21 protein-coding genes are annotated in these 25,688 nt (G+C 59.5%); 4 read left to right on the forward strand and 17 right to left on the reverse strand.

Going from position 1 to position 25,688, the window contains the following annotated elements:
* Positions 1 to 241: 241 nt before the first annotated feature.
* Complete coding sequence (locus tag ASC83_RS16820) at positions 242 to 775, forward strand: hypothetical protein (RefSeq protein ID WP_056064929.1); 534 nt, start codon at positions 242 to 244, stop codon at positions 773 to 775.
* Between the two features lie 16 nt (positions 776 to 791).
* On the opposite strand, the gene ASC83_RS16825 is transcribed toward ASC83_RS16820, so the two are convergent.
* The 3 genes from ASC83_RS16825 to ASC83_RS16835 all read right to left on the reverse strand — a co-directional run bounded on the left by ASC83_RS16825 (position 792) and on the right by ASC83_RS16835 (position 3,427).
* Positions 792 to 1,958 (reverse strand): class I SAM-dependent methyltransferase, encoded by a 1,167-nt coding sequence (locus tag ASC83_RS16825; protein ID WP_056064931.1) that lies wholly within the window; start codon positions 1,956 to 1,958, stop codon positions 792 to 794.
* A 174-nt stretch (positions 1,959 to 2,132) separates the two neighbouring features.
* The gene (locus ASC83_RS16830; RefSeq protein ID WP_056065189.1) at positions 2,133 to 2,654 is read right to left on the reverse strand and encodes a GNAT family N-acetyltransferase; all 522 of its coding nucleotides are present in this window, start codon (positions 2,652 to 2,654) and stop codon (positions 2,133 to 2,135) included.
* A 167-nt stretch (positions 2,655 to 2,821) separates the two neighbouring features.
* On the reverse strand, positions 2,822 to 3,427 hold the full coding sequence (locus ASC83_RS16835; protein WP_056064932.1) for a hypothetical protein: 606 nt from the start codon (positions 3,425 to 3,427) through the stop codon (positions 2,822 to 2,824).
* Between the two features lie 163 nt (positions 3,428 to 3,590).
* Here ASC83_RS16835 and ASC83_RS16840 point away from each other — a divergent pair, with 163 nt between their 5' ends.
* Together ASC83_RS16840 and ASC83_RS16845 are read left to right on the forward strand one after the other, a co-directional pair.
* Positions 3,591 to 4,226, forward strand: a complete 636-nt coding sequence (locus ASC83_RS16840) for a response regulator transcription factor (RefSeq protein ID WP_056064934.1) — start codon at positions 3,591 to 3,593, stop codon at positions 4,224 to 4,226.
* On the forward strand, positions 4,213 to 6,111 hold the full coding sequence (locus ASC83_RS16845; RefSeq protein WP_056064936.1) for a hybrid sensor histidine kinase/response regulator: 1,899 nt from the start codon (positions 4,213 to 4,215) through the stop codon (positions 6,109 to 6,111). Before ASC83_RS16840 ends, ASC83_RS16845 begins: the two co-directional genes overlap by 14 nt.
* On the opposite strand, the gene ASC83_RS16850 is transcribed toward ASC83_RS16845, so the two are convergent.
* The 9 genes from ASC83_RS16850 to pilV form a co-directional block, all read right to left on the reverse strand.
* On the reverse strand, positions 6,083 to 7,522 hold the full coding sequence (locus ASC83_RS16850) for a coniferyl aldehyde dehydrogenase (RefSeq protein WP_056064937.1): 1,440 nt from the start codon (positions 7,520 to 7,522) through the stop codon (positions 6,083 to 6,085). The genes ASC83_RS16845 and ASC83_RS16850 overlap by 29 nt on opposite strands.
* A gap of 147 nt (positions 7,523 to 7,669) precedes the next feature.
* Positions 7,670 to 8,023 (reverse strand): hypothetical protein, encoded by a 354-nt coding sequence (locus ASC83_RS16855; RefSeq protein ID WP_056064939.1) that lies wholly within the window; start codon positions 8,021 to 8,023, stop codon positions 7,670 to 7,672.
* 75 nt (positions 8,024 to 8,098) lie between these two features.
* Positions 8,099 to 10,705, reverse strand: coding sequence for an ATP-dependent chaperone ClpB (gene clpB / locus ASC83_RS16860; protein ID WP_056064941.1), 2,607 nt, complete (start codon positions 10,703 to 10,705; stop codon positions 8,099 to 8,101).
* 220 nt (positions 10,706 to 10,925) lie between these two features.
* A complete protein-coding gene (locus ASC83_RS16865; RefSeq protein ID WP_156379533.1) occupies positions 10,926 to 11,504 on the reverse strand; it encodes a GspH/FimT family pseudopilin in 579 nt (192 codons plus the stop codon).
* On the reverse strand, positions 11,492 to 12,007 hold the full coding sequence (locus tag ASC83_RS16870) for a type IV pilin protein (protein WP_056064943.1): 516 nt from the start codon (positions 12,005 to 12,007) through the stop codon (positions 11,492 to 11,494). Before ASC83_RS16870 ends, ASC83_RS16865 begins: the two co-directional genes overlap by 13 nt.
* The gene (locus ASC83_RS16875; RefSeq protein WP_056065192.1) at positions 12,004 to 16,434 is read right to left on the reverse strand and encodes a pilus assembly protein; all 4,431 of its coding nucleotides are present in this window, start codon (positions 16,432 to 16,434) and stop codon (positions 12,004 to 12,006) included. The genes ASC83_RS16870 and ASC83_RS16875 overlap by 4 nt, the downstream gene beginning before the upstream one ends.
* A gap of 14 nt (positions 16,435 to 16,448) precedes the next feature.
* Complete coding sequence (locus ASC83_RS16880) at positions 16,449 to 17,093, reverse strand: PilX N-terminal domain-containing pilus assembly protein (RefSeq protein WP_082522486.1); 645 nt, start codon at positions 17,091 to 17,093, stop codon at positions 16,449 to 16,451.
* A 1-nt stretch (position 17,094) separates the two neighbouring features.
* Positions 17,095 to 18,099 carry a PilW family protein gene (locus ASC83_RS16885; RefSeq protein WP_255356918.1) on the reverse strand — a complete coding sequence of 335 codons (1,005 nt, stop codon included), beginning with the start codon at positions 18,097 to 18,099 and terminating at the stop codon, positions 17,095 to 17,097.
* Between the two features lie 44 nt (positions 18,100 to 18,143).
* On the reverse strand, positions 18,144 to 18,794 hold the full coding sequence (pilV, locus tag ASC83_RS23660) for a type IV pilus modification protein PilV (protein ID WP_082522507.1): 651 nt from the start codon (positions 18,792 to 18,794) through the stop codon (positions 18,144 to 18,146).
* Positions 18,795 to 19,207: 413 nt separating this feature from the next.
* On the opposite strand from pilV, the gene ASC83_RS16890 reads away from it, so the two are divergent.
* Positions 19,208 to 19,588, forward strand: coding sequence for a hypothetical protein (locus tag ASC83_RS16890; RefSeq protein ID WP_056065194.1), 381 nt, complete (start codon positions 19,208 to 19,210; stop codon positions 19,586 to 19,588).
* Positions 19,589 to 19,666: 78 nt separating this feature from the next.
* Here ASC83_RS16890 and ASC83_RS16895 read toward each other — a convergent pair whose 3' ends face one another.
* From ASC83_RS16895 to ASC83_RS16915, 5 genes are all read right to left on the reverse strand, one after another.
* On the reverse strand, positions 19,667 to 20,785 hold the full coding sequence (locus tag ASC83_RS16895; RefSeq protein WP_056064949.1) for an acyltransferase: 1,119 nt from the start codon (positions 20,783 to 20,785) through the stop codon (positions 19,667 to 19,669).
* A 240-nt stretch (positions 20,786 to 21,025) separates the two neighbouring features.
* Positions 21,026 to 22,156: an ABC transporter substrate-binding protein gene (locus ASC83_RS16900; protein ID WP_056065196.1), complete on the reverse strand. Its 1,131-nt coding sequence runs from the start codon at positions 22,154 to 22,156 to the stop codon at positions 21,026 to 21,028.
* 282 nt (positions 22,157 to 22,438) lie between these two features.
* Positions 22,439 to 23,392: a nitronate monooxygenase family protein gene (locus tag ASC83_RS16905; RefSeq protein WP_056064951.1), complete on the reverse strand. Its 954-nt coding sequence runs from the start codon at positions 23,390 to 23,392 to the stop codon at positions 22,439 to 22,441.
* Positions 23,393 to 23,526: 134 nt separating this feature from the next.
* Entirely contained in the window at positions 23,527 to 25,317 is a 1,791-nt protein-coding gene (locus tag ASC83_RS16910; RefSeq protein ID WP_056064952.1) for an acyl-CoA dehydrogenase, read from the reverse strand.
* 76 nt (positions 25,318 to 25,393) lie between these two features.
* The coding region (locus ASC83_RS16915; protein ID WP_056064955.1) for an electron transfer flavoprotein subunit alpha/FixB family protein at positions 25,394 to 25,688 on the reverse strand (295 nt) is incomplete at its 5' end.

Consider the following 25,688-nt stretch of genomic DNA (forward strand, 5'->3'; position numbering starts at 1 on the left):
TCTCCGAAAAAAGAGCCTCCACAGGCACTCAGCAGCAAAATTCAAACAAAAACAGCACCAAGCGCTAGTGCAATATGCCCAAGCAGCTATCAAATAAGGAGCAATTGCGCAGGCATGCGGCGCTTGAGGCAGCGCCAGCCAGCACACGATTGTGATGCAGGACATCCCAAGGGGTCATCACGGCGTCACGCCCGGCTGGTGGAATCGTCGCTCCAGAGACCGACCGCCACGGAGACACCCCATGCTGCTGCAAAAAACCGACAAAGCCCGCCTGGAACTCTCCCCTGGCGTGCGCACCCTGAGCCTGCGCGAACGCTCCCTGCTCCTGCTGGCCGACGGCAAACCGCTGTCAGACCTGCAAGCCATGTACAACGGCATTGGCGCGCAGATTGTCGAGAACCTGATGCGCCAGGGCTACCTGACCGGTCCGGCAGACCTGCCACCCACGCCGGAGCCCACAGCACCGTCGATCGAGCGCCCGGCACCGGGTGAGTCCCTGCGGTCGCTGGCCGGTGCGCGCATGTACCTGTTTGACACCTGCGAGCGCCTGTTTGCGCGCCGCGACCCTGTGCTGGCACAGCATTTCCGCGAGGCGCTGCGCGCCGCCAAGGACCGCACCAGCATGCTGGACGTGGGCGAAGCCATGTTTGAAGAAGTGGCACTCGCTGCAGGCGCCGAGCGTGCCGCCAGCCTGCGTGAGCGGCTGGACCAGTTGCTGCCCGCAAGCCCGGTGGCTGAAAACTTTGCCACTACGCAGCCTGCGCTGCTGGATTGAGCCGGTCTGTGCGGGTTCAGGCCGCAGCAAGCCGCCACAGAGACGTGACCTCGGCCGCACGCGCAGCGTGCAGCGCATCCTGCGCGTCGGCAGCCTTGGCATGCACCGGCTTCACATCATGGCGGCCACGCACCACCAGGCCCGCCTCGGCAATCCAGGCCAGCAGATGTTCGCGCGGGCGCAGGCCCAGGTGTTCGGCCAGGTCCGACAGGATCAGCCAGCCCTCGCCGCCGGGCTCCAGGTGTGCCGCCAAACCTGCCAGAAAGCCCTTGAGCATGCGGCTGCCTTCGTCGTACACGGCGTGTTCGATGGGCGAGTTGGCGCGCGCCGGCACCCAAGGGGGATTGCACACCACCAGCGGCGCCCGGCCCGGTGGAAACAGGTCCGCTTGCTGCAACTCGACACGGTCGAGCAGCTGCAGGCGCTGCAGGTTCTCGCGCGCACAGGCCAGTGCCCGGGGATCCTGGTCGGTGGCCACCACGCGCTGCACGCCACGGCGCGCCAGCACAGCCGACAACACCCCCGTGCCCACGCCAATATCAAACGCCAGGGCCTTGCTGGGCAAAGGTGCTGCTGCCACCAACCCCACGTATTCGCCACGCACCGGCGAGAACACACCATAGTGCGGGTGAATGCGGTTGAGCGGCGGGGCACCCAGCGCAGGGATTTCGACCCCTTTCTTGCGCCATTCATGCGCGCCCACCAGTCCCAGCAGCTCGCGCAGCGTGGCCACCGAGCGCTCGCCGGTCGCAGGCCCCCAGGCCTCTGTGCAGGCCTGGCGCCAGTCGGGCGCGCGACGCAGCGCAATGCTGTAGTCCCCCTCCAGCGGAATCAGCACCGACGCCAGCACCCGCGCGCGCTGCGCTTGTGCCTGGCGGTGCAGGTGAAACGCTTCGGCCGCCGTGGCCGCCGCCAGTTTCTGGGACGCCTTTGCAGCCGCCTTGCGGGGCTTCTTGTCGGCCCGGCGCATCAGCGCTTGCAGCAGGTGCCGCGCGTTCTGGAAATCACCCTGCCACAGCAACCCCGTCCCCTCACAGGCCATGCGGTAAGCCGTGTCGGCGGCCAGCGTGTCGTCAGCCCCCTCTACCCGGCGCGGCGTTGAGGCGCCACTCTCGGAGCGCCACAGGGCTTGCTGAGGCTGACCCTGGTGGGTCCAGTGGATGGTGGAAGGATTTGTTGGCATCAGAGTCTGACAGTGCCGCGCACAGTCCGTAGTATGGGAAACAGGCGCGCGGCAGGCCGGGGATGCCGAGCAAGGGCCGCCCTGCAGCGAAGGCATCGTCCCCCTGTCCGCGCAGCGCAGCGAAGCCAGAGCGGAGGGAACGAGCGCAGCGACGCAGGGGGGTGTCGTCGCACTTTAAGCGTTGATCGGGCGCTTCAGGCGCACTTCTTCGATCTTCACGCCGCCGATCACGGCGGTCTTGGCAGTGGACAGCTCGCGCTTGAAGCCGGCCAGCTCATGAAAGCGCAGCGCGCGCTCATTGCGCAGCGGCACCCAGGCGGTGACGTTGGTGCAGCCTTCTTCTTGCAGGCCGTCACGGGCGGCGTCCCACAGGGCCAGGCCTACGCCCTGGTTCCAATGGGTGGGGGCCGCGTAGATGGCCCAGATTTCACCAGTGGTGGGGCGGGACTTTTCATCGCGCGAGCGGTCGTAGCCGACAAAACCGACGATCTTCTCGCCATCGACCGCCACCTGGACCTGGGGCTCGCAATATTCAATGGCCTCGCGCCAGTAGGCCTGGCGCTTTTCGACCGACATGGATTTCAACTGCTCGTCTGGCACCAGTCCTTTGTAAGCCTCTTGGGCAGAGACAGTGTGGATCTGGGCGATGGCTTTGGCATCGCGAAGCGTAGCGGGACGAACCTGGATACTTGACATGAAAAAACCGAACGAAAACGGGGAATGAAAAAACAAAAGGACCGGCATTGTCGCCGCAAACGGTTTTTCCACCCTGACAGGCGGGTAGCGCAGCCCTGTCGGTCACGCCTCCCTGCCTCGCTTTTTGCCCCCCACGCCCCGCATTCGCAGGGGCCCGCAGCCGACCCTCAGGCCATGACCATGGCGCCCGACAAGGCGCTGCCCGCAGCCGCAGTGGCCGCTGCTGCTGCGCGCTGCACCATCGCGCGCTTGTTGCGGGGGCGGGGCACATGCACTGCCGGTGGGGCGCCGTTGATGGCCGCGAGGCTGAGCACCAGGGTGACGGTGCGCGAACCGCCATCGCGGTCTTCGCTGGCATACGCACGGTAGCTGCCGTTGCCCTGGCCATGGCTGCGCTGCACCGTATGGAACGCCACCCGCGCCCCCGTCACCCGGTGGCCGCCAAAGGGCAGCACCCGCAGGCGCGCGTCGCGGTCCAGCGCCAGGCCAAGGTTGCCCGGCCGGTTGATCAGGTCGGTGCGGATGCCACGCCAGGTCTGCCCAGCGTCGGCAGAGAACTGCCAGGTGCCAGCCTGGGCGTCCAGGTGCTCGATCACCACGCCGGCTGCCGCCAGCATGTCGGGGCAGTGCTCCTGCACGATGAGCGCCACGCTGTTGCCCCCCAGGCCGGTGCCCGCATGGGCTGCGCCGGGGCTGGCCGCGGGTCGTCGTTCGCTGTGGTGCAGGCCTGCTTCGGAGGTGCTGGCGCCATGGGTGTGTGCATTGATCGTCATGGGAACCCTTTGAAAACGGAGTGTGGTTACGAAGGTTTGCGCATTGGTGCGCACCCAAAGTGCTTTTCAATGCTTGACGGAAAGTCTAGAAAGTGCACATCCGTGCGTCCATCGCACAAATGGACTAGCCCGCAACACCCGGTTGTGCGCAATACTTGCCTGTATGACTGCCTGTCTTTTGCTTGTGGATGACCACACCCTGTTCCGCACGGGGCTACGCCTGATCGTGCAGGACCACCCCAGCGTGGGCAGCATTGCCGAGGCCGGATCGATCGCCGATGCCTGCGCACTGCAGCAGGCGGAGATCGACCTGGTCCTGCTGGACATCCAGTTGCCCGGCATGAGCGGGCTGGACGGCCTGCGACTGTTGCGACAGGCGTGCCCCCGGGCGCGCATCGTTCTGGTGTCGGCCAGCGTGGCACCCGATGCCATCCACGAAGCGCGCGCGCGCGGGGCCGATGGCTTTTTGCCCAAGTCCGCCAGCGCCGAGGACATCCTAGAGGCCATCAGCTGCGCACTGTCAGGCCAGCCGTGTTTTCCGATCAACAGCGGCAACAGCGCCACCGTGCGGGGGCCCGACACGCCATCCCTCACGGCACGGCAGCTGGATGTGCTGTCGCTGCTGTGCACGGGCAGGCCCAACAAGGTGATCGCCCGCGACCTGGGGCTGAGCGAGAACACGGTGCGTGTGCATGTGGCGGCCATCTTTGCGCAGCTGGGCGTCAACAGCCGCAGCGCTGCGCTGCTGGCGGCCCAGCGCCTGGGCCTGTCCACCCCGCAGCTTCATGACCCCCTCTGAAACCAGTCCGCTGCCCCTCGAACCGGTGATACCACCCACACGCTGGGGCTGGCCGGTGTGGGAGCGCGACGAGGTCCTGCGCGCACAGGTAGCCCTGCTGCGACAGAACTTTCCGATGACGCTGCTGGCATCGCTGGCCACGGCCCTGGGCACGCTCTGGGTCATGGCCCGCGTGGCAGACACGCAGGCCATTACGGTATGGCTGGTCTCGCACACGCTGGTGGTGGCCGGGGTGTACCTCACGCTGCGCAGCATTGCACCGTTTGTGGATCCTGCGCCGCAGGCCGCGCGCAAGCTCATCGCCTGCATGGCGGCCATGGGCCTGAGCTGGGGCAGCCTGGGCTATGTGGTGCTGTACTGGGGCAACTCCGACAGCGTCATCTACGCCATCGGCATCATCAGCACCGTCTCGTCGGGAGCGCTCGGGCTCGGCGCGCCGCTGTACCGGGCCTACGTCACCTACCTCACCAGCGCCATCGGCGGCGTGATGCTGTCAGTGGCGTTGGCGGGTGGGCCCGTGATGTGGCCTGCGCTGTTCCTGACCGGGGTGTACTACGCGCTGACCTGCCTGCAGGCACGCACGGCCGACCGTGCCACAAGGCGCAGCATTGCGCTCAAGCTGGAAAACGAACGCCTGGTCAGCCAGCTGCGGGCCGAATCGCAGCGGGCCCTGGCGGCACAGGAGGCCGCCGAGCAGGCCGACCGCGACAAATCCCGCTTTCTGGCGGCTGCCAGCCATGACCTGCGCCAGCCCTTGCATGCCATGGGCCTGTTTCTGGAATCGCTGCACCGCAGCCCGCTCAATGACCACCAGCGCACCGTGCTGAAACATGCACATGCCGCATCTGGCGCTGCGGCCGAGATGCTCACCACCTTGCTCGACTACTCCCGGCTGGAGGCCGGCGTGGTCAAGGTGCGGCCAGCCGCGTTTGCGGTGCAGCCCCTGCTCACCGCGCTGGAGCAGGAGTTTGGCGTGCAGGCCGACACGGCCGGCCTGGTGTACCGCACCCGCGAGACCTCTGCCGCCGCGTTTGCCGACCGCTCCCTGGTCGGCCTGGTGATGCACAACTTCATCTCCAACGCCCTGCGCTACACCGCTCAGGGCGGTGTACTGATTGCCTGCCGCACGCGTGGAAAACGGCTGGCGCTGGAGGTGTGGGACACCGGGGCGGGTATCCCCGAGCACCAGTGGGAACACATCTTCAAGGAGTTCCACCAGCTGGGCAACCCGGAGCGTGACCGCCGCAAAGGCCTGGGCCTGGGCCTGGCCATCGTGCAGCGCCTGGCGCGTGAAATGCGGACCTCCGTGGAGTTGCGCTCGCAGCCTGGCAAGGGGTCTGTCTTCAGGCTGTGGCTTGACCGCTGGCAGGGAGCGCTGGAGGACGATGCCACCACACCCCAGGACGGCCGCAGCCTGGTAGGCCTGAAGGTGCTGGCCATCGACGATGACGAGGCCGTGCGCCTGGGCATGCAGTCATTGCTGCAAAGCTGGGGCTGCCAGTGCATGACGGCAGAATCCAGCGCAGACGCCCTGGAAGTCCTGGAGGACGTGACGCCCGACATCATCATCACCGACTTCCGTCTGCGCCATGAAGAAACCGGCAAACAGGTACTGCAGGCGCTGCGAGCCTACCTGGGAACCAACGTGCCCGCGATCATCATGACGGGTGACACCTCGCCCCAGCGCCTGCGCGACGCGCAGTCCACCTCCGCGTTGCTACTGCACAAGCCGGTGTCCACCGGCCAGCTGCGCGATGCGATGGTGCAGCTCATCACCCAACCGCCGCTGCCTGCTGCCATGGTGGACGACGAACCGGAAGACGGTCAGACAGCACCCGGGCAACTCACACAAAGCATTACAACCAGCGGCGCAGCAGCCCCATGACTTGGTCGAACTTGGCCCCATAGGGCGGATAGAACAGCGAGCCCATGGCCCAGCGCGACTGCACCAGCACCGACTTCTGGTGGCAGAAGCGCAGAAATCCCTGCTCGCCGTGGTAAGCGCCCCAGCCACTGTCGCCCACGCCGCCAAACGGCAGGTTGTCGTGCGCAATGTGCATCAGCGTGTCATTCACCGTCACCCCGCCGCTGACGGTGCGGCGCAACACGTCGTCGCGCACGGCTTCGCTCTGGCCAAACCAATAAAGCGCCAACGGGCGGGGCCCGCTGTTGATGTGGGCAATGGCATCGTCCAGCCGCTCGTACGAGATCACGGGCAGTATGGGACCAAAAATTTCCTCCTGCATGAGCTGCATTTGCGAGGTGGCACCAAACACCAGCGTGGGCAGCATCTGGCGGCTTGCACCGTCGCCCAGCGTTCCCACGGTGGACACCATGGGTTTGCCGTCGGTAGGGTCGATCGTGTGCACCTCTGCCCCTTGTGTTTGCGCCTGCTGCAGCATCGTGCGCAAACGGGCATGGTGGCGGGGCGTGATGATGGAGGCGTAGTCGGCGTTGCCCTCGATGGTGGGGAACAGGCGCGCCACTGCGGCCCGGTAAGCCTGCGCAAATTCGCCCTCACGGCCACGCGGCAGCAGCACATAGTCGGGGGCAATACAGGTTTGCCCCGCATTGAGCAGTTTGCCGTGCGCAATCTTGACGGCCGCGTCCGCCATGTCGCAATGGCCGTCGATGATGCAGGGCGACTTGCCGCCCAGCTCCAGCGTGGTCGGTGTCAGGTTCTGCGCTGCCGCCTGCGCCACCTTGCGGCCCACCGCCGTGGAGCCTGTGAACACCAGATGATCGAAAGGCAACGAGGCAAACAAGGCGGACAGGTTGGCGTCTCCCTGCACCACACAGAATTCGTCGGGGGCAAAGAACTGCGCCACCAGTAGCGCCAATTGGGCCGAGGTATGGGGCGTCAACTCGCTGGGCTTGAGCATCACGCGGTTGCCCGCAGCCAGCGCGGTGATGGCGGGTGCCAGGGCCAGTTGCACCGGGTAATTCCACGGTGCAATCACCCCCACCACCCCCATGGGCTGACGCTGGATGAAGGCGTGGGCCGGCTGAAGGTGAATCGGCGTATGCACCTTTCGGGGCTTGACCCACTTTGCCAAGTGGCGCAGCGTGTGCGACAGCAAGGTGCGCAGCACCAAGAAGTCTGCCACCTCCGTGAGGCGGGGTGACCGCATGCCAAAGTCGGCCTGCACGGCCGCCGCCAGCACAGGCCCATTCTCATCGAGCAACTTGCGCAAGCGCAGCAAACGCTCTCGCCGCACGAGCAGCGGCACGTCCACGTGCGCACGGCTGGCCTGGAACTGAAGATCGAAATGTGCGCGGATATCGGCTGGTGTCATGGACGGATGATAGGAGACACCCCCGATGGGCGCGTCACAAAAAGGCAGGCGCCCTAGGGTTGACGCCCGTAGGCTTACGCTCGTACCACGGGGCTCTCATGCAATGGGGTTGGTGGCAGCCAAAGTGCAGCGGCCGCCACTGCCACGTCAACGCACTTCGCGTGCTTCTACGTCAGTGACCTGTGCCGCCCCCGGCAGGATGCCGCCACGGCGCGATGCGGCGGCGTCTTCACTGGCGCCTTCAGGCGCACTATTGCCTCGGCGGCCAGCAGACCACCGCTGCGTAGACCGAAAGACCGTGCTGAAGCCTGTGCGTGGGTCCACACCCATCACCCACGGCGTCACCGGTCGTCCTGTCAGGCGCGCCCAGCCTGCACGCAGCACCCACACCAGCGCAAACAACATGGCTGCGACCAAAAGGCTGGCAAACAGGACCAAGCCCATGGCAATTACGACCAGACGCAACAGAAAGCTCACGACACCCGCAACAAAATCATTCAAACGACACCTCTCCTTCACAACTTGGGATGCAGATTGCGGTGCTGAATCACACCGCAACCGCTTCCCGAGCCCACATCACTCTTGCGGGGCGACTCCGAACTGGAACACGCCAGGCTCCAGAACAGGGTTGACGGTGACCGGAATCACACTCTTGGGTGGGAATCGCCCTTCCAGCAACAGCTTGGACAGCGGATTCTCTATGCGCTGCTGAATCGCCCGCTTGAGCGGCCGTGCGCCAAACACGGGGTCGAACCCCACCTTGGCCAATTCTGCCAAGGCAGCGTCGGACACCTGCAACTCCAAATCCATCTTCGCCAACCGGGATTGCAACAGCTGCAGCTGGATCTTGGCGATCGAGGCAATGTGCTGGGCATCCAGCGCATGGAACACCACGGTCTCATCAATGCGATTCAGGAACTCAGGCCGGAAGTGGTTCTTGAGTTCACCCCAGACGGCTTCCTTGATGTCTTCCGAATCCTGCCCCACCATGGCCTGGATCAGATGCGAGCCGATGTTGCTCGTCATCACGATCACCGTGTTCTTAAAGTCCACGGTGCGGCCCTGGCCGTCGGTTAGGCGGCCGTCGTCCAGCACCTGCAGCAACACGTTGAAGACGTCGGGGTGGGCCTTCTCCACCTCGTCGAGCAGCAGCACGCTGTAGGGCTTGCGGCGCACGGCCTCGGTCAGGTAGCCACCCTCCTCGTAGCCCACATAGCCGGGCGGCGCACCGATCAGACGGGCCACCGAGTGTTTCTCCATGAACTCGCTCATGTCGACGCGGATCAGGTGGTCTTCGCTATCAAACAGGAAGCCCGCGAGCGCCTTGCACAGCTCGGTCTTGCCCACGCCCGTGGGGCCGAGGAACAGGAACGATCCAGTGGGCCGATTGGGGTCACTCAGCCCCGAGCGCGAACGACGAATCGCATTGGCCACTGCGGCAATCGCCTCTTGCTGGCCCACCACACGCTCGTGCAGCTTGGACTCCATCTGCAGGAGCTTGTCTTTTTCGCCCTGCATCATCTTGGCCACGGGAATGCCCGTAGCGCGGCTCACCACTTCAGCGATTTCCTCAGCGCCCACCTGCGTGCGCAGCAGGCGGCGCGTGGCGGGCGCGCCGTCCTTGCCAGCCTCTTGCGCTTGGGCTTCCTTCAGCTGCTTTTCCAACTCAGGCAGCTTGCCGTACTGCAACTCGGCCACCTTGTTGAAGTCGCCTTTGCGAGTGAATTCCTCGATCTGAAACTTGAGCTTGTCGATGGCCTCGCGCACATGAGCGCTACCTTGCGCCTGGGCCTTTTCAGACTGCCAGATCTCGTCGTAGTCGGCGATTTCCTTTTGCAGCTTGGTGATCTCTTCCTCGATGAGCGCAAAGCGCTTTTGTGAGGACTCGTCCTTCTCGCGGCGCACCGCTTCGCGCTCGATCTGCAGCTGAATCAGGCGGCGGTCGAGCTTATCCATCACCTCAGGCTTGGAGTCCATCTCGATCTTGATCTTGGACGCGGCCTCATCGATCAAGTCGATCGCCTTGTCAGGCAGGAAGCGGTCCGTGATGTAGCGATTGCTCAGCTCGGCCGCAGCGACGATCGCTGGGTCGGTAATGTCCACGCCGTGATGGACCTCATACTTCTCCTGTAAGCCGCGGAGGATAGCAATGGTCGCCTCCACGGTGGGCTCGCCGACCAGGATCTTCTGGAAGCGCCGCTCCAGTGCTGCATCCTTTTCGATGTACTTGCGGTATTCGTCGAGTGTGGTGGCCCCCACGCAGTGCAGCTCGCCACGCGCCAGCGCGGGCTTGAGCATGTTGCCCGCGTCCATCGCGCCCTCGCCCTTGCCCGCGCCTACCATGGTGTGCAGCTCGTCGATAAAGACGATGGTCTGGCCTTCGTCCTTGGCCAGTTCGTTGAGCACGCTTTTCAGGCGCTCTTCAAACTCGCCCCGGAACTTGGCACCCGCAAGCAGCGCGGCCATGTCGAGGCTGAGCACGCGCTTGCCCTTGAGGCTCTCGGGTACTTCGCCCGCCACAATGCGCTGGGCCAGGCCTTCTACGATGGCGGTCTTGCCCACGCCGGGCTCGCCGATCAGCACAGGGTTGTTTTTGGTGCGGCGCTGCAGCACCTGGATGGCACGGCGGATTTCGTCGTCGCGGCCAATCACGGGGTCCAGCTTGCCAAGGCGAGCGCGCTCGGTGAGATCCAGGCAGTACTTGGCCAGAGCACCACGCTGGCCTTCGGCCTCTGCGCTGTCCATCTTCTGACCGCCGCGCACGGCCTCGATGGCGGCCTCCAGGCTCTTGCGCGTGAGGCCGTTGTCCTTGGCGATCTTGGCGGCTTCGCCCTTGCTGTCGATCACGGCTAGCAAAAACAGCTCGCTGGCGATGAACTGGTCACCGCGCTTGATGGCCTCTTTCTCGGTGGCCTGGAGCACACGCCCCAGCTCGGGGCCGCCTTGTACCTGGTCGTTGCCTTGCACCTGGGGCAGGCGCTTAACCGCCACCTCGGCCCCCGCCAACAGGCCGGGTACGTTGGCGCCCGCACGCTGCAGCAGCGCCTTCGGGCCATCGTCCTGTTGCAGCATGGCCTGCAGCACATGTACCGGCTCGATGTAAGCGTGGTCATTGCCTAGTGCAATGCTCTGTGCATCGCTCAGGGCTTCCTGGAATTTGGTGGTGAATTTGTCGAGACGCATGGTCTATGTCCTCCGAATTGCACTGAACTTGAGGCAGGGGGTGCCTGATTTCAAGACAGTTTTTCGTTTGGATATTGACCTGCATCAGCTGCGAGTTGCGGTTGAAGCTGCAGCTCAAGGCGCACCGCTCAAACAATTTAAAAACACTCAACATTGAACGTATCGCCCAAAATTTCAGGGAACGCGATAGCCTAAATACGTGCGGTGCTCCTCGGATTGTTTATTGCGTCGCTGAACTGGTGCAGCTTGTATCGGCACTCGGTTTGCACGCCCTCACCCGGCCCGTACGGGCCACTACCACACGCCGGGTTTCCTCCAGCGCACTGGTACTAGGTGCGTCCGTCCTAGCGATGGTCAAACTAAGTGCCACAGGGGCAGCGCTGTTGTCCACGGAATAGCCCGAGTTATCAAATTTAATATAAGGGGTCGAACCTGCGGCAATATTGTTACCGGTGATGCTGAAATAACTCTTGAGCGCGTCTTGAGTTTGAACGGCTATGTCAGTCCCCTCAGTGTAAGCATTATCACGATTCGTATCCACGTAAACGATCCAACCACTATTCCAGCCAGTTCCCTTGGGAACAACAAACGCATTCCTACCTGTCTTCATGGCCTCACCTTTCGCGGCATTCACCGCGGCCAATAACGAATTGGTTAGCGAGGTAAGCTCTGAATTACGCTGATATTGAACAAAACTAGGCACAGCAAGCGCTGCCAAAACTGCTGCGATAGCTATTGTGACAATAAGTTCAATAAGGGTAAAACCAGCATTACGATTTTTCATAATCATGGCCAACATAGTTTCGGGTCCGTTGCTGCAGCCGTACCCGTGCACGATTTCGTACCGGTAGTCGTCATCTGCAACGCCCCCACCTGGGGATCGGCCTTCACTGGTGTCGCTATCACTCTAACGCAATCGCCAATGGAAAGGGTACTAGAACCGGCAGGACAAGTATCTGAACTTAATATGTAATGAGAATTTGCCAACGTATCACCCGAAAAGGTCTTAAACGGCACAGACGTTGCGGTAACTCCCCCACAAGCTGAGCCGGGGGAGGTGGCAGTCGCGGCGCCCGTCGAAGAATTCGTGGTGAACCCGAGGTAGCAATTCTGCTGAGTGGCGTAGCGCTCTTGTTGCTGAATTAACTGCGCCACGGCAGTCCTGCCCTGTGCTCTACGGCCCTTGAGGACAGAGTCAGTGTAAGCAGGATAAGCAACAGCAGCTAGTATGCCAATGATTGCTACAACAATCATGAGTTCAATTAACGTGAACCCTGCGGAATATTTTTTTACTCTATTCATGGCGCATTCTTCATATCTTGATAATTAAAAATTTGCCGCCAATTTAATCGTCCAATAGTTTCTTTTGTCGTAACTGGAGGCGCGCTCGTATCAATGCCGCTCTGCGCTTGAGTAAAGCGACGCAATGTTGTCGTGCGAACGCGTCGCCCGGTGCTATCGGAAGGAGTAACCACCGTCTCTGAATCGCTCGATAGAAGCACTGGGGGGCCAAGTAAACCGAGGCTAGAGGGAACATAGGACCCCGACCCACTGTTGATACTCAAGAAATATTGGTTGCCACTACCCAGAGTGTTAGAGCAAGAACCCGCCCCCGAAGTAGTAGAGCCGGGGATCTTAGAGTTGACAGCAGCCGACAATGTTCCTAGATCAAGTGCAGCTTGATCGATTCTTTCTCCAGACACTGGCAAATCAAAATACCAACCAGCTCGGCTAGTTGTATCGGCATTGGTCGCCGGGCGCCCCCACTTGAAGGCGCTTACCGCAATGGCCTTGGTGGTCGTGTTTACTGTACCTGCTTGCAGGCGCCCTCGGCCGGTAATAACACTCGCCCCTGCCGGTGAATCATCGGCAGTAGTAGTGCCATTGTCATAGACAGCATATAAAGACTGGGTTGTTGTGGAAATATTATCACCTGACTCCAAATATTTACCAGTTCCGAAAACCACATAAAAAGACTCCAGCCCACCGACAATTGGACCGGCAAAAGGAGTTGGAGCTGCAAAAATAGGCTGCACCTTAGGACTCGCGTCTCCGGTACGGGCGATGTACAACGGATAAGGAACAGGGCTGCCGGCGCTCCCCTTATCAAAGAACGACAATTTATCCATATTCCAATCTGAAGGCGCCTTGCCTGCAAATTTGAGTCTCCAAAGAGCGCCATGAAGGTCACCCATGTAGATATCGGTCATCTCGCCTTGGGTACCATATAGAGCGCTAAAGTTGGCTAGTCCAGTGGCATTGCTTGAAATCAAACTGGAATCCGTAGGGACGGAAACCTTGTAGTAGTTATTACCCAATGACCACGCTGCGCCAGAAGGCTTATCTAGCGCAAGCAGAAAGAGTGCAGGCTTGCCAGTAGCGCTAAATCTACCATCCGCATCAGGAACATAGTTATTCACCCCGCTACCAACTACAGCAAACCAGCGATATGTAACTGTTGAGCTAGTGCCACTGGTCTTTATTTTTAGTATCTTTGGCTCGCCTACAACCTGACCCATATCTTCATCGTCGGCGCGAGTGAACTCCCACATTACACTGGATGCACTAAAATTGGAAGGATTGGATACGTCCAATGCGAAAACTCCGGAGCCCCCTCCTCCAGTACCAGATACGAGAACCGTCTTCCAATCAGTACTTGCCCCTGTATTCGCGACTTGAGCTTCTGAAACTACCGATGGGGCATCAACATAGTTTTGGTGATTATTAGCAAAAGAAGGATCAGTTAAGGCTGATAAATTACGTCCAAGCCAACTGGGAATGTAAGAGAACAACTCATCGCCTGTCGTGGCGTTAAATGCATGCAGCATCCCGTCGTTTGCCCCTGCAAAAACGGCTGGCGTACGCGAATCGTAGGCGGCCCGGAATGCGGTGTACCCGGTTCCGGTGAACGCCTTTGACGGCGCACCAGAATATGAAATATTGGAATTTACGATATCCCCTAACAAAGAGCTACGGACTCTGAAGGGAGCCCCTTCTTTGGTTCTGTCACCACGGAGATAGGCAAGCCTGTCAGCCCCAAGACCATCTGAAGCAGCAGCAGGGCTTGACTTATTCAACTGATCTTGCAGCGCCGTATCAATAGCTGTCCAAGTAAATGCGGTGGCAGTAGTGGTGGATGTAGCCCCCACACGGCCCACGAAGATCTTGCGATTGGTGGCCGGCGAAATCATATTATCCAACCGCTGAGCGGCACTCCAAAGCTGAGTGCCGACAACAAGATTATTGCTGGCGTCCTGCGTAACAGGCTCGGCAACCACATCGCCGCTCCAGTTACTAGTATCGAATTTCGCAGAGTAAGAAACAGAGTTACTAGTAACCTTGCTTCCAGTACTCAACCCCCCGCCCGCAACGCTTCGGGCACTTGTAGAAGCTCTACTGAAGATCTCATCGAAAGCGGTGAGCACTTCCCGAGCCGGAGAAGTTTTCGACGTGTTATAAACATAATAAGTATTAGCCTCACCCGCCTCGTTGGCTTTCTGCCAGACATTATTATTATTTACATTGTTTTGATCTTTGAATGGATTACCTTTGACATTGTATGGTTTTTGACCGGGATTGGTAGGATCTGTTTCAAATCCACCATATTTAGCAGCCATAAAGAATTGATTGGCTGTGCGGCGAGTATTGTCGTCGTTCTGAGCACCATATTCATTCACGTCAAACACGAAAGTTTTGACACGTAGCCCAGGACGCTGTTTAGCTGAATCAGCTGTCCACCCTGTACCTCGGATGTCATGCGTCCTTGCCCAATACGCCGAGCCCATAATTTGACTACGATCAGTCCCAGTAGGCACACTGTTATTTGCCGTATTTGGATTTGAGATAGACTGCGTATTCCCCTGCCCATCCAAATAGGTACCAGTGGTATTTTTTTCGAACTTCTGAACAATACCCCGCCAATAATTTATGTCAGGAATATTATTGGCAGCACTGGCAGTAGGAAGACGATTGCCATCGTGGGTGTTTATATCACCCACAACCACAATATTACTCTTTACGCAAGAGTAGTCGCTAGCATTGCTACGACCATCTCCGTATGGGTCAGTCCAGGATGTAAAGTAGGGGAAGCCATCTGCCATCGTTGCTGTAATGGTGCCGCTGATAGAGTCGGCGCTCGGCTGCAGGCCTTGCAAATAACGAAGTGTCTCGTAGTGCAACTCACCAACGGGGTCATATTTCTTGTATACCCCGGGTGTAGGCCCAGTGCGACCGAATTTATTCAAATAATTGATAACCCCGCTGATGGCGGGCGAAGAATTAGAGTCCGGATTATCGTAAAAAACCCCCGTATTCGCATTCCACTCAGCTTTTGGATTTCCACCCGACGGAGTATTATCCTGCCCAGTAATACTATAAGTCTTCGTCCCGACATATTTCATGGGTGCGCGAAGAACTCCACCATAGCGCCCACCAGAGTTATAACTGGCTGTTTGATCCAGCAAATAACCAAATGCTGCGAGCCGCATTTGATCACTGTATTTTTGAATTACACCGGTAGGCTTGTAGTTACCGCTTGGGTATTGCTTGCAAAAATTATAGTTACGAGAATCCTGCAAAGTGCCAGATACAGCATTACATACTTGTACCCGAGCATAGAAAAATCCATCAGAATTTAGCGCTGCTGTGGATGTTGGCGGTGTCCAAGACCCGGAGTAGTCAGCAATATAGCAACTCTTGGATTGACCCGACCAAGGATCTCCAAAAACCGCATTGGTGCATGAAACACCATTGTATGCGGGCGCTACTTTCCACTTATTGGTTCCACCAGATTTTGCACCATACCAGACCTCTTTCACGCCTGTGAAACTGCATGTTGCATTTTCAGCAGCACATAGTGTGGAGCTGCTGGGCCGATTGGACGTGCTGTTTGTAATCGGACCAATGGCCGTGGAACTGGTACTTGCACTCAATGTATATGCTGAAGTGTTGCCACAACCTCCCGTTTGGGAAGTTCCAAAATAAATACGATTCAGAGTGTTGGCAACGTAGATGTCACTGCCGTTAGCGGCAGTGATCATGGCAGTGGGAACGGCCCCCCAGTAAGTCCCAGCGCCACCACCATCTTTTGACAATTGCTTCGCTGGAAAGTTGGTGCTGTTCCACATACAAGTGGGATCACCATTAGGAATAACGGCACGCTGCAAAATTGTCAGAGATGCCGTATCGATATACCGATCCCCGCCGGACAGAGCGAGGCGAAGCATGTCAATCGCTGAACTCGACGCCCAATTCAAAAAATTACCACTGAATGCATTCGAACATTTACGAGCCGCAGCCGCGCCGATACGGTCAAAGCGCTTGTAGTCGGCAACAGTTTGTGTACCAGTAGGCGTCTCTAAAGGGGCATCATTATAAGAATAGCAACTTTCAGCATCATAATAACCCAGATACTCCTTTGCAGAGTTGTAGGTATTATCCGTACTGCCACCAGGAGTGTATTGGGCTCCAACAGTTGGAAATTCGACAGACAACGCAAGCGCCAAAGCTGGCTTATCGACGACGACAGCCGCATACAAAGGCTCTGTGGCAAGCGCCACAGCCGGAATCGCAGGGGGAGTTCCGCTTCCAACTGCGACAAAAGAAACAGCGATAACAAGTGGCGCCAACCCCCACGCAAGATATGCGGCTCGCGTGCCGGGCAATACATCTTGAAATTTCCGACGCATGTTTGCGCCGACAATCACCAGATTTTCAGACAATTTTGACATATTCGTTTCACCACTCAATTTCTATAAATCATCTGAACCACACCTTGCGTCTCTCCATTAGGACCAAACCCCATCGATGTGACTCTATAGATATAGGAGGGACCAGACCCTGCCGTGGGATCGGTGGTTCTATAAGATTTCACGCCGTATCGGTCAAGAATGGGTTCTATGACATAGCGAGGTGGCTTTGCTGGCTGTATACCCTTGACTCCCGACGGAAAATCCCGTCCTGTGTATGTGCCCAACTGTACCGACTTCGCACCAGTGCTCGAATCCGTGAAATCAACAGTCAACCATGCAGGTTTACCAGCTTCTTTCAGCGCACATAGACCAACACTTTGTCCCGAGTCGCCACAGTTGTCTATGAACTTAGCGAGATCTACATCACCTCGCTTGAATATAGTATTGCGCTTGTTTGGAGAGGCTGCAGGGAGGCCTTCAATATCAAACTCTGCATCTATCAAGCCTGCTTCAGCCCCCTGCCAAGCGATCTGCATATCTCTTTCATTTCGAGTCCCACGCTCGCCCATCATGGATATCTGTATGCCCCCCACACCAAGCACCGAAACCACGATAAGAATTAGCATCACAACGATCAGCGAGAGCCCGTGCTGATTCATTGATATTTGATTTATTTTCTGCGAATATGCTTTTTTCATATCAGTACTCGCCCTGAAAATTGCGCAGATGTACCGTAAACGTAACGACTTGCCTCAAACGATTATCCGTTGTAGGCGTGTAAACAGTACCTGGGTCTGTCGTGTTGTTGGCAAAACCGGATCCTTTGGTGCCACTCGCAGATCCTTTAGAAATTCCCAGGGGATAAAAAGTTTGGCTGCTGCTATCGATAGCAGAGCCAGGTGGTCCACGCAGTACGACGCCAATTCTTATACTTCTGACACGCTGCCAATTAGCATATGTAGCAGCATCATTGCCAGCGACCGTAAGCTGATCTGCCCGTAAATATCGCTCGGGAATCGAGTCAGCTGAAGTGGATGGAATAGGTACAGTTGTGTTCCCTGGCGCAATACCATCGACACCATAAAGAACCTGAAAATTCTCGACTCCAGAAATAATAGGCTGCACGTCATAAGGCGCTGCACCAGTATCCGATCGCGAGCACAAAAGAGAAGGCTCGCCGTCTAATCCGACGCCCACATGGAGAATACTGACCAGTTTATCATCCAGTCCTGTAGGGATCGCCGTAGATGCAACACCCGCGCAGTCAATCATGGTACTGTCTGAGGCTGTAGCATCCGGAGTTGACGAGCTAGTTTGATGCCTCAGTACCAGAATATCACTTCCATAGCCAACCTGTCCGGATGTGCGTGTAGTACCTGAATCCCAAGTCGCAGTAGATGTACGGGAGGCATTATTCAATCCAAAAACGTTTGGCGGGGGAGTGCCCGCTCCGTACGATTGATTTGTTTTGGCAGTTGTATCGGTTGCAAACCTGATATCTCTATAACCAGCCTGCACGCCGAGGCGCTGGGTAAGGCTTTGCAAATACCGCCCGTTATCACGCAACTGCGAGGCTGCATCAACTGCAGTAAACCCTTGGCGAGAAATCAACAAAGAAGCAGCGGCCGCAAGAGCAATCAACAAGCCTAGAGCCATAGCCACCATCAGTTCAATGAGAGTGACCCCTTTTTGGAGGCTAGTCACTCGGTGGCGCCTCCCAAATCCATCACGGAAAGTTGAGCGCTTAATCATGTCACGTTCCCACTGGTCACAGGAACCACTACGTAGGGTCGGCTCGCGCTGTCGCTTGCCCTTTCGAGTGCTGCGCTGCCGGTTTGGCTTTTGTCCGTCACAGTCCGCGTCCAACCGATTTTGATGAACACGATTTCATCAGCCCCCGTTGCGTTGCAGGTCCATTGAGGAAGGCCACTGGAGTCGTATGGAGTGCCGTCAAAACACACAGTGACGCGAGCGTCGGGCAGATCAGCCGCTACGCGAGCCAGCCAATCCGTCATTTCTGCAGTGGCAACATCCAGCGTGGATGTGCAACCGGTAGATGCATTACCGACAGCCATGCAATAGCTAGGCGATGAAATAGTCATTGACGTCACCAAGTAGGGATTAGCAGCCGCAGTGGTTTTTACGGCAATTTCTTTGTTGCCACGCATCATTTCAGCTAACTCGCGGGCATAAACCACTGCCTGAGCTTGAAGACGGGCATCACGATTAGCCTGAAGTGCAAATGCTTGCATGCCCACGGTCCCCAACATGCCGAAGGCCAAAATTACGATGGCTACCAAGATCTCCACCAAAGTGAAGCCGCCTTCGTTTCGGTGAATATCCACATTTTGAGTGGATGGTTGGTAGCGGATTGCGCCACATGAAGATCGAGATTTCATGCACATATCTTACGAAGCGACTGGTATTTAGGGTAGGCGCAGCCGAACCGCTTGTGCGCTCGGATTGACCGTCGAGCGCCAAAGAGAAGTTCAACAGCCTCGAGCATGCAGTTGCGTCCTCACACTGCGCTGACAAGTTCCATCAAAGACAAGTACGCGGGCGGGTGCCCAGTGCCCCTGTCTGAACTCCATGCGCTCAGGGCCGCGCTAACCACTGGTTGACTAATGTTTGTGGCGATGCCAGCGCATTCGGTTTTTGCTTCACGCAAGCGATCATGACTTGAGGCCGTCTACGGACCCCTCGAGCATGTTTACAACCAAACCGTCAGCAAAGGTCCATTTGCGCAGTTGAAGTATGTTTCAGCAATGTCCATTTGTTGTTACCTGCATCCCCAGAGACAATGCTGCATAACATGACTTCTTCGCAACGCCCCCAAAGCCAGCAAAGTTCCGACGCATTCGACCCGGATTCAACCCTGGCATTCCAGCGCCGCATGGAGCGCGCGCCGGAGTGGTTTTGTTCTTTTCTCGCGGGCAACAGCCGGGAAAAGAGCCGCTTGCGCCGGGAGATGGCCACCATGAAGGGCTCGGTGGTCTGGCTGGTGCAGCAGCGCCGCCAGGGCACCTGGAGTGCCGAGGAACGAGCCCACCTGCGGGATGTGATGCGGTCCGCGTCTTCGGTCAGCCCTTATCTTTTTATTTGGGTGATCCCCGGCTCGATGCTCCTGCTGCCCTTCATGGCGTGGTTTCTGGACAAGCAGCGCAAGCGCCGGGAACGCAAGCTTTTGCAGTAGCACGGCACTGGGCTGAAGGACATGGCGCGCTTAAAAAGACAGCCCAGTCGGCCTGCCCCTGCGGTCTCAGCTTAGGGGCTATGCCCAGTTGCTAGAGATAACAACCAACATGCCAGCCCCCACCAGCCCCAGTTGCCAGCGCAGGGCCGTGGACCACGATGGCACATGACGCTCCACTTGCAGATACAACAGACGCCCAGCTGCCAGCGACAGCCCAAACGCCAGGAGCATGCCCACGGCGTTCAGCGCTGGTGATGTAGGCCAGAGGTGGCTGACCACCGCGTTCACAAGCAAGCACACGGCAAAGTGCACCAGAAACACCGAGTACGACATCTGGCCGAGCTTTACGAGCGGCGACACACCGGAAAAGCTGCGCATGCGCGCAGAGCGCATGGCCACCACCAGGCACAAGGCCGTGACCGCAGCCACGGCAATGCGTGCCCGGAAATCCACCGCCAGCGCTGCTCCCACCAGCAGCACCATGAGGCAGACCCATGCCTGCGCCTGCGGCGCCCGCACCGCCCAGTAGGCCAACATGCCCAGGCCGTAGGCACCAAAAAAGTACAGCGCCCACATGTCCAAACCCGCGATGCGGTTGAAAACCCATAGCGAGGCAGCAGTCACCAACAGCACCAGCCCCTGCGACAAGGCCGCTGCATGGTGCTGTACCCAGCGCACAGGCAGCGCACGTACACCGGCCAGCATCAGCACGGTCAGCGCAAAGAGTTGAAAGTCGATGGCCACGTACCACACGCCAGCCGACAAAGCGCCTTCACCCACGATATCCTGCAGCAGCAAGGCGTTCGCCAACAGTTGGGACAAGGTGGGTTGGTCGGGCACAGAGTGGTGCTCCATCCAAGGTCGCACGAGGGCGGCGACCACCACCGCCAGCATCAACGCCACGGCATAAGGCACCACCAGCCGCACGAAGCGTTTGGCAATGGCGGTGCCCGCATGATCGAAACGCGCAAAGCCCTGGGGCGCAAGGCTCGCAGCAGCCAGGTACCCACCCAACACCAGAAACACCTGCACCGCCATGCGCCCATAGTCATATAGCCACGCTATGAGTGATGGAGCCAAGGGATGGGCGATGTCGGACATCGGGCCATAGAAGGCCAAGTGGTGCCACACGATGGTGGCGCAAGCCATGCCCTTGATCATGTCGATCAAGGGTGTGCGGGATGTGGACGAAGACATAGGGTGAGGTGTTGAATCCCCGCGGACAGCGCGCCGCTGGATATCCGGATTCCCTCCGCGCTGATTCGCCTGCTGCGCAAATCAGCAAAACGAACTGAACCGAGGATGGAACAACAAAACCCGCTATTGTCCTCCGTCAGAGGATTTTTTGCACAGCTGCACTGTCTCCCGCTGGTCTGCCATCACCTGCAGCGGGCTCGATGAACAAGAGTCCGCCCACCGCGCGAAGCGTGGAGACCCTTAGTAACGCAGACTGCCTTCCGCGTCCACGATAGCCAGCTCCACATAGGTCGACCCATTGTGGTTGCGCGGCGAATACTTCACGCTGAAACGACCAAAAGCAATTTCACCCGCGTCCTCCATCGTTTTGGAGAACGACTCGGTAGTCAGGTTGCGCCCCGTGCGGCGTAGCCCTTCCACCAGCAAGCGTGCGTGGACAAAACCTTCAAACTGCGAAGCCGAGGGTTGAGCGCCGGGCGACTTGGCACGCAGCAGGCTCAGATATTCGGCCACCACTGGGATAGTGGTGTTGCGCAGCGAAGGCATGATCTGCGCCAGGATGATGCCCCGCGCCTTGTCCCTGAGTTCGCGCTGGATCACGTCCATGCTGGCCACGGAGAACCCGTAGTAGGCAGGACGCACCGCCGTGGCCTGCACCGCCTTGATGTAGCTCGTGAAAGTGGTGCCGCCGGTCGCCACGATCACAGCCTGGGGTTGGGCTTTTTCGGTCGCCTGTGCGGCGGCAGCAAAGTCGGGCTGTTTAGGGTCCACCTTGATCTCGGCCACAAAGGGCAGCTTCTCCTCGTCCGAAGCCTTCTTGAGCTCACCTGCCAGTGTCTTGCCCAGGCCGTCGTCCTGAAAGAACACCGCCACACGGGTTATGCCTTGCTGGCGCAGCTGCGACACGATCTTGCTGGCCTCATTCGCATAACCCGCACGCACATGGAACACATAGGGATTGAACGCCTCCCGGAACACCGAGGCACCTGTGACGGGGCCAAACAGCACAGTGCGCTGCTCCTTGATCAGCGGCAGGATGGCCGCTGTCTGCGCCGTACCGGTGCTATGGAAAATCATGAACACCTTGTCGTTCTCCAGCAGCTGGCGCGTGTTTTCCACGGCCTTTTGCGGGTCGAAAGCATCATCGAGTGTGGTGTACCGGATCATGCGGCCATGTACCCCGCCCTGCGCGTTCACCGCGTCGAACAGCAGTCGCGAGCCCTCGCCGTACTGTGCCGTCTGCGGCCCGAGCGGTCCCGACAGCACGACCGAGGCACCCAGCCGGATTTCATCGGCGGTCACGCCTTCATTGCGGGCATGAACCAGGGTGGTGGCGCACACGGCCAGCAGGCACACAAAAGCACGGAACATCAGGCATCTCCCTCGCAACATGGTGACAAGGCCGGCGAACGTGGCACCGGCATTCATTGATTATTTTTCATCACCATTATCTGTAGGGGACTTCTCCTCCTCACGCGGGTTTCCCCTCGGGTGCGTCACCGCAAAGACACCGCTCGAACACCTCCCACAAAGACATTCGCCCGCCTTGTGGGATACACATGGCGGGCGAAACAAATGACGGGGTGAAGTAAGAAAGATGGCCGAATGCCCCCCAGAGGCACAAAGCCACCGCCGCTCACACAGAGCGCAGATTCACAGCTTGAGACGGGCGCGGGCTGCCTCGTACTCACTGCGCAATTTGGCGACCAGTTCGGCGGTGCTGGTCACGGCGCTGATGGAGCCGATGCCCTGGCCGCAGCCCCAAATGTCCTTCCAGGCCTTCTTGGCGTCGCCGCCAAAGTTCATCTTGCTGGGATCCGACTCTGGCAGGTTGTCCGGGTCCATGCCGGCCGCGCGGATCGAGGGCGCCAGGTAGTTGCCATGCACGCCCGTGAACAGGTTGCTGTAGACGATATCGTCCGAGTTGCCGTCCACGATGGCTTGTTTGTAGGCCTCGCTGGCGCGGGCCTCATGGGTGGCGATGAAGGCCGAACCGATGTAGCCAAAGTCTGCCCCCATGGCCTGTGCAGCCAGCACCGCGCCGCCACTGGCAATAGAGCCGCTGAGTGCCAGCGGGCCGTCGAACCACTGGCGGATTTCCTGGATCAGCGCAAACGGGCTCTTGGTGCCAGCGTGGCCACCGGCACCGGCCGCCACGGCGATCAGGCCGTCAGCGCCCTTCTCAATCGCCTTGTGCGCGAACTTGTTGTTGATGATGTCGTGCAGCACCACGCCGCCCCAGGCATGCACGGCCTGGTTCACGTCCTCGCGCGCACCCAGGCTGGTGATGATGATCGGCACCTTGTACTTGGCGCACACCTGCATGTCGTGCTCCAGCCGGTCGTTGCTCTTGTGCACGATCTGGTTGATGGCAAACGGCGCAGCAGGCTTGTCAGGGTTCGCCTTGTTGTAGGCCGCCAAGGTCTCGGTGATCTCGGCCAGCCACTCGTCCAGCAGTTCGGCAGGGCGGGCATTGAGCGCGGGCATGGAGCCCACCACACCGGCCTTGCACTGCTCGATCACGAGCTTGGGGTTGCTGATGATGAACAGCGGCGAACCGATGACGGGCAGCGACAGGTTTTGCAACACGGGAGGCAGTTTGGACATGGCAACAACTTCCAGAACAAGAATAGGGATGGAATAGGCCGGATGCGCTAGTGAATCATGCGTCCGTAGCTATCATTTTTATATCAAGCCCCCTGCCCCGCAGGTGGCCTGTCTCCTCACGGCACGCCAGTCCTTCAGAAGGCTTCCAGCGCCAGCTCGGTCACGCTGGCCGCGCCTTCCACAATGCTGTCGCGCAGGCCCGGAGCCTTCACCAGGATGTGGTCGGCATAGAACTGGGCCGTGGTTATTTTTGCGCGCATGAAGGCTTCGTCCTGTCCCTTGTGCAACAGGTCTTGGGCCACCAGCAGGCTGCGTGCCAGCTGCCAGCCCGCCACCACATTGCCCGCCAGCATCAGGTAGGGCACGCTGCCCGCAAACACGGCGTTGGGCTGGGCCTTGGTGCCACCGGCTACAAAGTCGATCACGTCGAGCAGCGCCTTGCGCGCCACCGTCAGGCGTTTGGCCACGGCCAGCGCAGCAGGCGTGCCGCTGGCCAGCAGGTCGGCCTCGGTCTTCTCGATCTGCGCGGCGATGCCCTTGGCCACCTGGCCGCCATCGCGCGCCGTCTTGCGGCCCACCAAATCATTGGCCTGGATGGCGGTGGTGCCTTCGTAGATGGTCAGGATCTTGGCGTCGCGGTAGTACTGGGCCGCGCCGGTTTCTTCGATGAAGCCCATGCCACCATGCACCTGCACGCCCAGGCTGGTCACTTCCAGGCTCGTCTCGGTGCTGTAGCCCTTGACCAGGGGCACCATGAATTCATAGAACGCCTGGTTCTGCTTGCGCGTGTCGGCATCGGGGTGGTGGTGTGCGGCATCAAACGCCGCAGCCGCCACCGTGGCCATGGCGCGGCAACCCTCGACGGTGGCGCGCATGGTCATGAGCATGCGCTTGACGTCAGGGTGGTGAATGATGGCTGCGCTGGCGTTGATGCTACCGTCCACGGGGCGGCTCTGCACGCGGTCTTTCGCGTACTGCACAGCCTTTTGGTAGGCGCGCTCGGAGATCGCGATGCCCTGCATGCCCACGGCGTAGCGGGCCGCATTCATCATGATGAACATGTACTCCAGGCCCCGGTTCTCCTGGCCCACCAGGTAGCCCACCGCGCCGCCGTGGTCGCCAAACTGCAGCACGGCTGTGGGCGATGCCTTGATGCCCAGCTTGTGCTCGATGCTCACGCAATGCGCGTCATTCCGCGCGCCCAGGCTTCCATCCTTATTGACCATGAACTTGGGCACCACGAACAGGCTGATGCCCTTGACGCCCTCCGGCGCGCCCTGCACGCGGGCCAGCACCAGGTGGATGATGTTTTCGGCCATGTCGTGCTCACCGTAGGTGATGAAGATCTTGGTGCCGAAAATCTTGTAGGTGCCGTCGGGCTGGGGTTCTGCACGCGTGCGCACCAGGGCCAGGTCCGAGCCCGCCTGGGGTTCGGTCAGGTTCATGGTGCCAGTCCACTCGCCGGTCACCAGCTTTTCGAGGTAGGTGGCCTTGAGTTCATCGCTGCCTGCTGTCAGCAGCGCCTCGATGGCGCCGTCGGTCAGCAGCGGGCACAGCGCAAAGCTCATGTTGGCGCTGTTGGTCATCTCGATGCAGGCCGCGCCGATGGTCTTGGGTAGGCCCTGGCCGCCAAAGTCGGCGGGGTGCTGCAGGCCTTGCCAGCCGCCTTCGCCATATTGGCGGAAGGCTTCCTTGAAGCCGGGGGTGGTGGTGACCACACCGTCTTTCCAGCTCGACGGGTTCTTGTCGCCTTCCCAGTTGAGCGGCGACAGCACCCCTTCATTGAACTTGGCGCACTCTTCCAGCACGGCGGCGGCCGTGTCCAGCCCGGCATCTTCAAAACCAGGGATTTGCGCGATCTGTTCAATGTTGGCCAGGTGCTCGATGGCGAACAGCATGTCCTTGACGGGGGCGGTGTAGCTCATGGGTGTCTCCGGGAAAGCGAAATTTCGTCAAAAAAAAGGCATCGCGAGCGATGCCTTTGTGTGCACAGGGGCGTTCTTACAGGGCCTTGACCAGTTCAGGCACAGCCGTGAACAGATCCGCTTCCAGCCCGTAGTCGGCCACGCTGAAGATCGGTGCCTCAGGGTCCTTGTTGATCGCCACGATCACCTTGGAGTCCTTCATGCCCGCCAAATGCTGGATGGCACCCGAGATACCGGCGGCCACATACAGCTGCGGTGCCACGATCTTGCCCGTCTGGCCCACTTGCCAGTCGTTGGGCGCGTAGCCTGCGTCCACCGCCGCGCGGCTGGCACCCAGGGCGGCGCCCAGCTTGTCGGCTAGGGGCGTCATG

Source organism: Acidovorax sp. Root402, assembly GCF_001425125.1.
Lineage (GTDB): Bacteria > Pseudomonadota > Gammaproteobacteria > Burkholderiales > Burkholderiaceae_C > Acidovorax > Acidovorax delafieldii.